This is a genomic window from Anaerolineae bacterium (assembly GCA_014360855.1).
GTDB lineage: Bacteria > Chloroflexota > Anaerolineae > JACIWP01 > JACIWP01 > JACIWP01.
Genome location: JACIWP010000062.1, coordinates 1 through 12,549, shown reverse-complemented (window position 1 = coordinate 12,549; position 12,549 = coordinate 1). Strand labels below are relative to the sequence as shown.

Here is a 12,549-nt window from a genome sequence, read left to right as displayed (position 1 = left end):
GTCCTTTTCCTCGATGCCGATGCCCTTATCCCGTACGGTGATGGCAATCTCGTCATCGGATGGAGGGGTCAGGATAATATCGACTTTCCCCTCTTCCGGGGTGAACTTGACCGCGTTAGAAATGATATTGGCCAACGCCAGACGAATCTTATCCGCATCCCACACCGCCTCGACCGGGGTTCCCGGGAGATGGACGGTAAAGGTCTGGCGCTTGCTCTCGGCCAGGCGCTGGAATTCGCCGGCGACATCGCGGACCAGTTCGGCCACATCGCAGGTGTTTGGCTCCAGCTCCACCTGGCCGGCCTCAATGTGGCGCAGGTTGATCATGTCATCAATCAGGTCGCGCAGGCGCAGGGCACTGCGCACGACCACATCCAGTTGATCGCGCAGTTCTCCAGTGGCCTCGCTCTGCAGGAAGGTCACGTAGCCGAGGATGACAGACAGCGGGGTGCGCAGTTCATGCGAGGCGATGGCGATGAACTCGCTCTTCAACTGGTCGAGCTGGTTCAGCTCGCGATAGGCGTTCTGCAGTTCGGTAATGAGCCGGCTGTTCTCCAGGGCGATGGCCGCCTGGGCCGCCATGGTGGTGAGGATATAGGCATCTTCCTCATCAAAGGGCACGTCGCCGATCTTATTCACCACCTCCAGCACCCCGATGACCCGGTCCTTCACCATCAGCGGGACACCCAGGATGGAACGGGTCTTGAAATTAATGGCCGCGTCCACCTGTCCGCCGAAACGGGGGTCCTGGCTGACATCGGGGATCATCAGGGGCATGCCGGTGCGGACGATATAGCCGGCCACACTGCCGTCCAGCGGGACAGAAATAGGCGGGAGCGCGTCCTTCTTCTGGCCCGTCGCGGCACGGAAGCGTAATTCGCCCGTTTCTTTATCTAAGAGTAAAATGGAGGCACCTTCCGTGTGCGTAATTTCCTGGGCGTTCTGAATAATGAGCTCTAACAGGGATTCAAGTTCGAGAGTAGAGTTAAGCGTCAGGCTGATCTCCACCACTCGCTGGAGTCGGGCAAGACGCATCTGTAACGAGTTCGAGGTTGTCTCCAACTCAGCTATCTCCTCTTGTCATGGGGCGGACTGTCAGGCCATCCTGACAGGACAAGTTCGGCATCTGCATGGGATTATAGCATGAGTCCAGCTCTCTTGCAAGAGGGAATATAGTACCGCCGGCCTGGCCGGCAGGAGGAACAGCAGTGGAAATTGGCACTGTGCGGCAAATTGATATCAACCAGGAGATGCAGGACTCCTACCTCGATTACGCCATGAGCGTCATCGTGTCGCGAGCCCTGCCGGACGTGCGCGACGGCCTCAAGCCCGTGCACCGCCGCATCCTCTATGCCATGTACGACATGAAGCTCACCCCCGACAAGCCCTACCGCAAGAGCGCCCGCATCGTCGGCGAAGTGCTGGGCAAGTATCACCCACACGGTGACGCCGCGGTCTATGAGAGCATGGTGCGCATGGCGCAGGATTTCTCCATGCGCTACCCGCTGGTGGATGGACAGGGCAATTTCGGCTCCATTGACGGGGACGAGCCGGCGGCCATGCGCTACACCGAAGCGCGCCTGCACCCCATCGCCATGGAGATGCTGGCGGACATCGAGAAGCAAACCGTGCCCTTCATGCCCAACTTCGACGGCACGCTGGAGGAGCCGGCGGTCCTGCCCAGCGCCATCCCCAACTTCCTGGTCAACGGCGCCTCCGGCATCGCCGTCGGCATGACCACCAACGTCCCACCCCACAACCTGGGCGAGGTGTGCGATGCCCTGGCCTTCATGATTGATCATTATGACAAGATTGACGATATCACGGTCGAAGAGCTGATGCAGTTCATCAAGGGGCCGGATTTCCCGACCGGCGGCATTGTCTACCGCTACGGCGAGGAGGAAGGGAGCCGGATTGACGTCCTCAAAGCCGCCTATGCGGTGGGACGCGGCAAATTCACCGTGCAGGCGCGGGTGCATGTCGAGCCCATGTCCCGCAACCGCAGCCGGCTGGTCGTCACCGAACTCCCCTACCAGGTCAACAAGACGCGCCTGGTGGAGCGCATCGCCGAGTTGGTACGAGAGGGCCGCATCGAGGGCATCGCCGACCTGCGCGACGAATCGGACCGCCAGGGCATGCGCCTGGTCATTGAGCTGACGCGCGCGGTGGACCCCAAAGAAGTGCTGGCTCAGCTTTACAAGCTGACCCCACTGCAGAGCACCTTTGGTGTGCACATCCTGGCGCTGGTGGACGGCGAGCCACGCACCCTCTCGCTGAAACGAGCGCTCTGGTATTACCTGGAACATCGGCGCGAGGTGGTGCGCCGGCGCACCGAGTTCGACCTGGAACGCGCCCGCCGGCAGGCCCATATCCTGGAGGGCCTGCTCATCGCCCTGGATCACCTGGACGAGGTCATCCAGACCATCCGGAGTTCCCGCACGGCAGACACCGCCCGCAGAAACCTCATCCGCAAATTCAAGCTGACGGAAATCCAGGCCCAGGCCATCCTCGATATGGCCCTCCGCCGGCTGGCGGCCCTGGAGCAGAAAAAGATACGCGAAGAGTACCAGCAGACCCTGGCGACCATCGCCTACCTAGAGGGGCTCCTGCGCGACCCGCGCAAAATGCTCGGCGTCATCAAGGCGGAGCTGATGGCCATCAAGGAGAAATTCGGCGATGAGCGGCGCACCCAACTGGTGGAGTGCACCACGGAGCTGGTGACGGCCCGCGAGCTGGTGCAGGAAGAAGATGTGCTGGTGATAGCCGCCGGCGGCAAAATCTGGCGCACAGCCTGGCAGGGTCGAACGCCCGGCCAGCTCTCGGAAGGCGCGAAGGCCGGCCTGTGCAGTGCCGTGATCGCCCCTTCCACCGGCGAAGTGCTGTTCATCACCGCCGAGGGCCGCGCCGCCCTCATCCCCACCCACCGCATCCCGGAATCCTTCAGCTCCGCCGTCTCCTTGGCGGAATTGCTCAACACGCATGAGGAAGTACAGCCCGTCGCAATGGTCCCCCTGCCGGCCTTCTCCGAGGAGGGGCCTCCCGCCGGCTATATTTTCCTCGCCTCTGCCCTCGGCCGCGTCAAACGGGTCACCGTCGAGGATGTCCTGGGCGCCGCCGGCAGGGGATTGGTCACCATCATGGGCCTCGCCAGCGACGACAGCCTGATCGCGGCCGCCTGGACCCGCGGCACGGAGCCCGTGTGTCTGTGCACCAGCCAGGGGCTGGTCATCTGCTTCGAGCAGGAAGAGGTGCGCCCCATGGGACTGCCGGCCGCCGGAGTGGCCGGCATCAAGCTGGGGGAAGAGGCGCGCGTGGTGGGCATGGGCATCTCCCGGCCCGAAGGCCAGGTGCTCCTCGTGACCGCGCGCGGCTATGCCAAACGGACGCCCATCAGCGAGTACCCAGTGCAGAAGCGTTACGGCGCCGGCCTGCTCTCCATGCGCCCCAACACCCGCACGGGCCCCGTCATCGCGGCCGGCATCATCAGTCCCAGGGATGAGGTGATTCTGGTGACCCAGAAAGGCCGTGCTGTCTGCCGGCCGGCGGCGGATATACCGCAGGTGGCGCGCGCCGCGCAGGGGAAGGTGATTGGCGAGGTAGATGCAAAAGACCCGCTGGCCGGCGTGGTCATCCTTCCGCCGGCGCCTTCCACCGGCGCAGAGCAGGTTCCAGCAAAGGCCGCGCCGGCTCGCCGCACACGCAAGCCCCCTGCTCCGCCGGCGCCAGCGGAAGAGCCAGCCGCGCCGGCGCCGGCCAGACGCCGCAAGAAAGAGGAGCCTGTGCCCGCGGCGGAACCCGCCGCGCCGGCCGCCAAGCCGCGCACTCGTAAAAAGACATCAGCAGAAGAAGCGGCCCCGGCGGCCACGACGAAGCCGCCGCGCACGCGCGCCCGCAAGAAGAGCGAGCCGGCGGAAGAAGCCGCGCCCGCGCCGGCCGCCGCGAAAAAGAAGGCCTCTACCCCCGCCGAACAAACCGCCCCTGCCGCGCCGGCCCGGAAATCCCGCAAACAGCCGGCCGAAGCCGCGCAGTTGAACCTGGAGATAGAGGCGCCTCCCGAACCCACCCTGACCAAGGAGGAACAGCCGCCGGCAGAACCCCCATCCCGGCGCGGCCGATCCGCTGGTAAAGCGGAGCAACCCAAAGCGGAGGAGACCCCGCCTCCTGCCGCACCGAAGCCGGCCGGCAAAGGCAAAACGCCGGCGCGCTCCCGCATCGTCACCAGCGTGCCCGGCAAACCTCCCAAACGAGGTGGCAAATGACGCGCCCTCCGGCTGCTCGCCCCAAGCTGATCCTCGGCTCCGACCAGATACTGTACTGTGCGGAATGCGGCACGGCGTTCCTGTTCACTGCCTGGGAACAGCGGCACTGGGCGGAGGAGCACGGTGAGGCCGGCCAGCCGCTCCTTTGCCCGGGATGCCGGGCATTGGCGCGCATCCTGGCGCCGCAAGAGACGCTCTCGCCCTGGGAAGAGGGTCGGGTCAAGTGGTACGACGCCAATAAGGGCTTCGGGGTGCTGGTGGCGGAGGCCGGCGACGAGGTGTTCGTGCACAGCTCGCGCCTCCCGAAAAGCGTGCGCCGCCTGCGCGCCGGCCAACCCGTCCGCTTCCAGCGGGAGGAAGGGCCGCAGGGACCGCGCGCGGCGCGCCTGCGCCTGGTGCGAGAACGGCGGCGCCTCCAAGACCATCAACACGCAGAACCAACGACATTCTCATCGGACGCGACGGAGGAAGCATGAAACTGGACGTGATTTACTGCGGGGACGCCCGCCACATGGACGAGGTCGAGGACGCCAGCGTCCACCTCATCGTCACCTCCCCGCCGTACAACGTGGACAAGGACTACACGCACTATGATGACCGCCGTTCCCTGGACGAATACCTGGAGATGCTCGAGCAGGTATGGCGGGAGTGCTATCGGGTGCTGGTACCCGGTGGGCGGATTGCCATCAATGTCGCCAACACCAACCGCCGGCCCTACCTCCCCCTCAACAGCTTCATCACCCAGCAGATGCTCCGCCTGGGCTTCCTCATGCGCGGAGAGATCATCTGGGACAAGGGCGCCAGCGTCGGGGTCAGCACCGCCTGGGGCTCCTTCGGCCGCGCCAGCAACCCCGTCCTGCGCGATGTCCACGAATATATCATGGTATTTTGCAAGGAGCAGTTCCATCTGACCTCTTCGGGGAACTACAGCGGCATCACCAACCAGGACTTTGTCGAATGGACCAAGAGCATCTGGCGCTTTCCGACCGAGAACGCCGCCCGGCTGGGCCACCCCGCCCCATTCCCCGAGGAACTGCCCCGCCGGCTCATCCTCCTCTACACCAACGTCGGGGACGTGGTGCTGGACCCCTTCATGGGAAGCGGCACCACGGCGGTGGCGGCCAAGAAGCTCCGCCGGCATTATATCGGCTACGAGCTGTCGCCGGAGTACTGCCGGCTGGCCGAAGAGCGTCTCTTGGCGACGCCCGAACCGCTGATCCCCTTTGACGAGGAAGAGCCGGCGGAGCGGGAAGATGCCGCCGACCAGAAAGGTTTCTATCAGCTCTCGGCATGGGAATAAACCGCCCATGACACGTCGGTCCTCGATTCACCGGAAATCATCAGGCAGGAGGATGGGAGAACCGTGAAAGTACCGCATGCCGCTACCATCATCGGATGTGTGATCGCCGTCCTGTTGGGAGCCTGCCGTGGGACAGCCGTTCCCGCCACACCGTCCCTGCCATCCCGCACCCCCTCCCCCGCCGGCGCGCCCACTTCCGCGCCGCGCGGAGAAGTCGTCCTGCCGGAGGTGGACCCCGCCCAGTACTCCGGCACGATCATCGCCGCCGGCAGTTCCACCGTCTATCCCCTGGCGGAGCGCATGGCGGAACTGTTTCTCGATGCGGGGTTCGCCGGCACCATCACCATCGATTCCATCGGCACTGGGGCCGGCTTCGAACGCTTCTGCATCAAGGGGGAGACCGACATTTCCAACGCCAGCCGACCCATCAAGGAATCGGAGCGGCAGTCCTGCCGCGCCATCGGGCGCGATCCCATCGAGTTCCAGGTGGGCATCGACGCGCTGGCCGTGGTGGTCAGTCGCGAAAACACCTTCGTGGATTCCCTCACGTTGGATCAACTGCGGAGCGCCTTCACTACCGCCGAGACATGGGCCGACATCAACCCTTCCTGGCCGGCGAAACCCATCAAACGCTTTATCCCCGGCACGGACAGCGGCACCTTTGATTTCTTCGTCGAGGTCGTGCTCGACAATGACAAAGCCCCCCTTCTCCTCGCAGAGCGTCTGCAGATGAGTGAGGATGATAATGTGCTGGCCCAGGGAGTGATGGGCGGCCCTTACTCCATCGGGTTCTTTGGCTTCGCCTTTTACCAGGAGAACATGCAGAAACTGCGCGCTGTGGCCATAGAGGGAGTGACGCCTGACGCCGAGACCGCGGAAAGCGGGGCATATCCCCTGTCCCGCCCCTTGTTCCTGTATTCCGACGCCTCCATCATGCGGGCCAAGCCCCAGGTCGCCGCCTTCCTGAACTTCTTCCTCACCTATGTGGATGAGGAAATCCTGGATGTGGGCTATTTCCCCGTCAGCGCCGCCACGCTGGACGCCGGCAGGAAAAAGTGGCTGGAAGCCATGGGGCAATAAGCGCAGATACTGACCGTGGTGAAACACGCCGGGCGAGGGACGTCAGATGGCAATCGCAACTATTGCGATCATTGAAGATGAGCAGTCACTGGTCGAGGCCCTGGAGTATAACCTCCGGCGAGCCGGCTACCGCACCATTGCGGCAAGGGACGGATACGCCGGCCTCGAAATGGTGCGCCGCGAACGCCCCGATCTGCTCATCCTGGACCTGATGCTTCCGGGTATTGACGGGCTGGAAATCTGCCGCCAACTGCGCAAGGACATGCATCTGCCCATCCTGATATTGACCGCTCGCGACGAGGAGGTGGACAAGATCCTCGGCCTGGAGCTGGGGGCGGACGACTATCTCACCAAACCCTTCAGCATGCGCGAACTGATCGCCCGGGTGCATGCATTGTTGCGGCGCGCCGGCCTTTCCCTTCCCGCATCGGCCGCCGGCGGCGTCGGGCCGGCCCAAATCCTCCAATCCGGTGACCTCACCATCGACCTGACGCGCCAGGAGGTCCGACGCGGCGATACGCCCCTTCCGTTGAAACCCAAGGAATACGACCTCCTGCTTTACTTCTTCCGCCATAAGGGCCAAGCCCTTTCCCGGGAACAGATCCTCGAGCAGGTGTGGGGATGGGATTATGCCGGAGGAAGCCGCACAGTGGATGTGCATGTTCGCTGGCTCCGGCGGAAAATTGAGCCGGACCCGAGCCATCCCACCCGCATCGTCACACTGCGGGGAACCGGCTACCGCTTTGAGGGGTGAACGATCCCATGCGCTGGCATGAGCTGAGACGGCGCCTCTGGCCGGCGGTGCTGGCCCTTTGGCTGGTAAGTCATCTGGGCGTTGGCCTGTTCCTGCTGCGCGCTCATCAAACAGTCCAATCCGCGTCTTTGGAGCGGCAGTTGATCCTGACCGCCCGCGCCATCGCGCTTACAGCCTTTGCCGCGCCCGATACTGCCGCAATGTACCTCAGCGGCGCCGCGACATCCCGCGCCTATGTCATCATCCTGGACCAGCGTGGCTCCGTACTGCAAGAACATCCTTCCAGCAACATCCGGCTCGGAACGAGCGCCGCATGGCCGGATATCCGGCTCGCCCTGGCACAAGGCGACATTGTGCTGAAGCGGGATTACAGTCCCATCGCCGGCGGCTCACTGCTCTTCTGCTCGGTGCCGGCCTTGAACGCTTCTGGTGAGATCATCGGCGTCGTGACCGTGGCACTGCCGGACGTTGAGCGGGCGTTGAACGCGGAAAGGAGCCGGCTCGTTCTGACATGGATTGGCCTGCTCGCCGGCGGTCTCCTGCTCGCCGTCGTTGCGCTCCACGCCTATTCCGCTTGGCTGGAGCGACAGCTCAACCTCCTCCTGGCCGCTATACAGGGACGGACAGAGGCCAGTGGACCGATACCGAAGGCGCTGGTCCCGCTGTGGAACGCCTGGACACAGGCCACCCGACAATTCCAGCAAACGCAGAGCGGGTTGGAGACCGAGATCGCCCAGCTCCAATCCGCGCTGGACAACATGACCGACGGCGTGATGATCGTGAACCGGCAGGGCCGTATCCTGCTCATGAACCCCGCCTGCCGGCGTCTGCTGGATATCCCGACGTCGGAACCCAGCGGCTCGTTCGCGCAGATTGTCCGAGATTTCCGCATTGTGGAGCTGTGGCAGCGCCTGTTCCAGCCATCGGCAGAACGCGGTGCGCCTCCGGCCTCCATTGAAATCCTGCGCGACCATCTCATCCTGCTGGTCAGCGGCACACGGATCCCCTTCGCCGGCGAAGACCGGGCGCTGGTCTTGATCCAGGATGTCAGCGAGGCCCGCCGCATTGAGGCTATGCGGCGCGATTTCGTCAGCAATATTTCCCACGAACTGCGCACCCCCCTGGCCTCCATCAAGGCGCTGGTGGAAACCCTGCGCGAAGGCGCGCTGGAAGACCCGCCGGCCGCCCGACACTTCCTGGAGCGCATCGAGATCGAGGTAGATACCCTCACCCAGATGGTGCAGGAACTGCTCGAGCTGGCGCGCCTGGAATCCGGCAGGGTAATCCTTAACTTGCAGACGGTGAACCTGGCTGAGGTCCTTGTGCCGGCCGTTGATCGCCTGTCCCCCCAGGCTGTACGTGCTGGTCTCCGCATCCTCATCGACATTCCCCCAGACCTGCCGCGCGTGCAAATCGACCCACACCTGTTTCAGCAGGTCATCGCCAATCTGGTGCACAATGCCATCAAATTCACGCCGGCCGGCGGGGAAATTCGCATCACCGCACGCGCCTCCGCCGATGAAATCACCGTAGCGGTCAGCGACACGGGCGTCGGCATTCCCAAAGAGGATTTGCCCCGCATCTTCGAGCGCTTCTACAAGGCCGATCGCTCGCGCGCCAGCGGCGGCACAGGTTTGGGCCTGGCCATCGCCAAACACGTGGTGCTCAGCCACGGGGGCCGCATCTGGGCAGAAAGCCAGGAGGGGCGCGGCAGTACGTTTTACTTCACCATTCCGCTGGCCGGCCCGGATGCCGGCGCACATCATCCCCTCAATCGTTAACTATTTGCTAACATCCTGTTGAAACGCCATTAACCTCTCCCATGTACAATGGGCCTTGGTGACCGGGAAAGCCCCGGCACCGAATATCGCGAAACACATTTGGGAGGAAAACATGAAGAGGATCGTCCACGTGCTCGCCTTCATTCTGCTCGCCGGAGCGATGGTACTGTCCGCCTGCGCGCCGGCCGCCACGCCTGCCCCGGCCACTGCCACCCCAGCGCCGGCCACCAACACGCCAGTGCCGCCTACTGCCACCTCCGCGCCGACCTCCGCCCCCGCTACCAGTGAGGTCAGCCTTCCCGAAGTCGACCCTGCCCAGTACTCCGGCACCATCATCGCCGCCGGCAGTTCCACGGTCTACCCGCTGGCAGAGCGCATGGCAGAGCGTTTTCAGGATGAAGGGTTCACCGGCACCATCACCATTGACTCCATCGGCAGCGGGGCCGGCTTTGAACGCTTCTGCGTCAAGGGGGAGACCGACATCTCCAACGCCAGCCGCCCGATCAAGGATTCCGAGGTAGCTTCGTGCCGCTCCATCGGTCGGGAACCCCTCGAATTTCGCATCGGCACCGATGCCCTGGCCATCGTGGTCAGCAAGGAGAACACCTTTGTCAAAGGGCTGACCAAGGAGGAACTGGCCCTCGTCTTCACCACCGCGGAAAAGTGGTCGGACGTCAACCCCTCTTGGCCGGCGGAACCCATCAAGCGCTTCATCCCCGGCACCGACAGCGGCACCTTCGACTACTTTGTGGAAGAGGTCCTGAACAAGGACAAAGCGCCTATCCTGAATGCCGCCAATACGCAGATGAGCGAGGACGATAACGTCCTGGTGCAGGGCGTGCTCGGCAGTCCGTACGCCATCGGCTTCTTCGGCTTCGCCTATTACCAGGAGAACAAGGGGAAACTGCGTGCGCTGGCTATCGAAGGGGTCGAGCCGAACGAGGCCACCGCGGAAAGCGGGGAGTATCCCCTGGCACGTCCCCTGTTCCTGTACTCGGATGCCAAGATCATGAAGGAAAAGCCCCAGGTCGCCGCTTTCCTGAACTTCTTCCTCACCCATGTGAACGAGGAGATCCTGGACGTCGGGTACTTCCCGGCCAGCGAGGATGCGCTGAACCAGGCCAAGCAGACCTGGCTGACTGCCATGGGCAAATAGGCCCTCGTCTCGGGCTGTACTGGTTGAGAATTGGGGAGGGGAAAATTGCCCCTCCCCAATTCGTGTGCTAGAATATAATGGGCTAAAATGGGGTTGTGAAGCATCACACAGTTCCTGTCCTCATTGGGGAGTGTTCGCATGAAAATTGGAGCACCGGGAACAGGTCCATCCGCCGGCCAGACAGCCAGCACCGCCCTGCCTCAACTCTATAAGCGCCCCCGCATCCGGGAAGCGATCATCCAGGCCATCCTGTTTCTGTGCGGCGTCCTCTCCATCCTGATCACCCTTGGCATCGTCTACGAGCTGGGCAAGGAGTCCCTCCGCTTCTTCACCCGCGAGCTGTGGGAAAACACCAATAAACCCTTGGCCGTCGCCGTCGATGCCGCGACCACTACCCTGGAGGTGGGGCCGGCCGGCGCCCCCCTGCGGCCCGGCGACACCATCCGCCTCCAGGACGAAATTTTGCGCGTCGAAGCCGTTGATGGCAATCTATTGCGCGTGACCCGCGGTATACAGGGTTCCACGCCGGCGCCGCATGCCGCCGGCACGGAGATCTTCCGCGCCGACCGCGTCTCACTGGTGGAATTTTTCACCGGCACCCAGTGGATTCCCCAGATCGGTAAGTTCGGCATCCTCCCGCTCGTCAATGCCACCCTGATGACCAGCGTCATCGCCATGCTGGTCGCACTGCCCATCGGGCTGGCCATCGCCATCTACCTGAGCGAATACGCCTCCGAGCGCGCCCGCGGTGTCCTCAAGCCCATCATGGAGGTGCTCGCCGGCATTCCCACCGTCGTCTACGGCTATTTCGCCCTCACATTCATGACCCCGCTACTGCGCTCCATCTTCGGGCGCGATGTGGTCGAGGTGTACAACACCGCCTCCGCCGGCATCGTCATCGGCATCCTCGTCCTGCCCCTCGTCAGCTCCATGAGCGAGGATGCCCTGAACGCCGTCCCGCGCTCCCTGCGCGAGGCCGCCTACGCCCTGGGCGCGACCAAGCTGGAGACCGCCCTCAAAGTGGTCGTGCCGGCCGCCCTCTCCGGCATCGCCGCCGCCTTCATCGTGGCGATCTCCCGCGCCATCGGCGAGACCATGATCGTGGCCATCGCCGCCGGCGCTGGCCCCAACCTGACCTTCAACCCCTTCCAGCCGGCGGAAACCATGACCGGCCATATCGTCCGCATCAGCGGCGGCGATCTGAGCTACGATTCCATTGACTACAACAGCATCTTCGCCATCGGCCTGGTGCTCTTCTTCATGACCCTCTTGCTGAACATCATCAGCCAGAGAGTGGTACGGCGCTTCCGGGAGGTCTATGAGTGATGGCACACGTCTCTTCCTCTTCTGCAGAGCAGGACTTCACGGAAGACCTTCCCCGCCGGCACCGCCTGGCGCGCACTATGGCGGCCATCTTCCAGGCCTCCACGATCCTTGGCATCATCGTCCTGCTGACCCTGATGTACAACATCATCAACTCCTCCTTCGGGCTGGTGGCCTGGGAGTACCGCGTCCCCCCGGAAAGCCTGGCCGGCGTGCCGCTGGAAGAACTCCCCCCAGAGGAGCTGATGCGCATCCTCCAGGAGCGCGTCTCCGCCAATGTACTGCGCCGGCTGGAACGCGAGAAACCGCTGGAAGCCCGCTCCCAAGAGGAACTGTATGCCCTGGTGATGGAACGGGTGATACAGCCGAAGATCGTCAAAACCTGGTCCCTGGTCGATTCCATATTCCGGCGCGACGAAATCATGCAGGAGGTAGCGCGCGACTATCCTGACGCGTACCTGCGCTTCCGCTCCTGGCTGAACGCCCGTTTCCTGACCAGTCCGCAGTCCAGCCGGCCGGAGCTGGCCGGCGTGCGCACTGCCATCCTTGGCTCGCTGTGGACGGTGCTCATCACCATCCTTTTCGCCTTTCCCCTGGGGGTCGGCGCCGCTATCTACCTGGAGGAATACGCCTCGGATAACTGGTTGAACCGCATTATCCAGACCAATATCAACAACCTGGCCGGCGTTCCCTCCATCATCTACGGCATGCTGGGCCTGGCGATATTCGTACGCGCCATGGAACCCATTACCAGCGGCGTCTGGTTCGGCGCAACCGAGCCGGCCACTGCCAACGGCCGCACCGTGCTCTCCGCCGGCCTCACCCTGGGCCTGCTGGTCCTCCCTTTAATTATCATCAACGCCCAAGAGGCCATACGCGCCGTGCCCAACTCCCTG

9 protein-coding genes and 1 pseudogene are annotated in these 12,549 nt (G+C 63.6%); 9 read left to right on the top strand and 1 reads right to left on the bottom strand.

Translation table 11 applies throughout. The annotated features are described in order from the left end of the window. Nucleotides 1–1,062: GAF domain-containing sensor histidine kinase (locus tag H5T60_05060; protein MBC7241795.1), on the bottom strand; the 1,062-nt coding region annotated here is incomplete at its 3' end. A gap of 188 nt (nt 1,063–1,250) precedes the next feature. Between H5T60_05060 and gyrA the strand changes: the two are divergent. From gyrA to H5T60_05015, 9 genes and pseudogenes are all read left to right on the top strand, one after another. Continuing rightward, nucleotides 1,251–3,590: pseudogene (gene gyrA / locus H5T60_05055) on the top strand (DNA gyrase subunit A). 665 nt (nt 3,591–4,255) lie between these two features. Further along, nucleotides 4,256–4,735, top strand: coding sequence for a cold shock domain-containing protein (locus H5T60_05050; GenBank protein MBC7241794.1), 480 nt, complete (start codon nt 4,256–4,258; stop codon nt 4,733–4,735). Next, the gene (locus H5T60_05045; GenBank protein ID MBC7241793.1) at nt 4,732–5,559 is read left to right on the top strand and encodes a site-specific DNA-methyltransferase; all 828 of its coding nucleotides are present in this window, start codon (nt 4,732–4,734) and stop codon (nt 5,557–5,559) included. The genes H5T60_05050 and H5T60_05045 overlap by 4 nt, the downstream gene beginning before the upstream one ends. Nucleotides 5,560–5,622: 63 nt before the next feature. Then, complete coding sequence (locus tag H5T60_05040; protein MBC7241792.1) at nt 5,623–6,639, top strand: PstS family phosphate ABC transporter substrate-binding protein; 1,017 nt, start codon at nt 5,623–5,625, stop codon at nt 6,637–6,639. A 46-nt stretch (nt 6,640–6,685) separates the two neighbouring features. Then, entirely contained in the window at nt 6,686–7,393 is a 708-nt protein-coding gene (locus tag H5T60_05035) for a response regulator transcription factor (protein MBC7241791.1), read from the top strand. After that, complete coding sequence (locus H5T60_05030) at nt 7,390–9,174, top strand: PAS domain-containing protein (GenBank protein MBC7241790.1); 1,785 nt, start codon at nt 7,390–7,392, stop codon at nt 9,172–9,174. The genes H5T60_05035 and H5T60_05030 overlap by 4 nt, the downstream gene beginning before the upstream one ends. A gap of 112 nt (nt 9,175–9,286) precedes the next feature. Further along, a complete protein-coding gene (locus H5T60_05025; protein ID MBC7241789.1) occupies nt 9,287–10,330 on the top strand; it encodes a PstS family phosphate ABC transporter substrate-binding protein in 1,044 nt (347 codons plus the stop codon). A gap of 423 nt (nt 10,331–10,753) precedes the next feature. After that, complete coding sequence (gene pstC / locus H5T60_05020; protein MBC7241788.1) at nt 10,754–11,656, top strand: phosphate ABC transporter permease subunit PstC; 903 nt, start codon at nt 10,754–10,756, stop codon at nt 11,654–11,656. Then, a partial coding sequence (locus tag H5T60_05015) for a phosphate ABC transporter permease (protein MBC7241787.1) occupies nt 11,656–12,549 on the top strand: 894 nt, incomplete at its 3' end. The genes pstC and H5T60_05015, both read left to right, overlap by 1 nt.

What these genes read in the sequence shown, in the direction of transcription:
- H5T60_05050 (MBC7241794.1), top strand. Translation starts at nt 4,256, where the DNA reads ATGACGCGCCCTCCGGCTGCTCGCCCCAAGCTGATCCTCGGCTCCGAC.
- H5T60_05045 (MBC7241793.1), top strand. Translation starts at nt 4,732, where the DNA reads ATGAAACTGGACGTGATTTACTGCGGGGACGCCCGCCACATGGACGAG.
- H5T60_05035 (MBC7241791.1), top strand. Translation starts at nt 6,686, where the DNA reads ATGGCAATCGCAACTATTGCGATCATTGAAGATGAGCAGTCACTGGTC.
- H5T60_05025 (MBC7241789.1), top strand. Translation starts at nt 9,287, where the DNA reads ATGAAGAGGATCGTCCACGTGCTCGCCTTCATTCTGCTCGCCGGAGCG.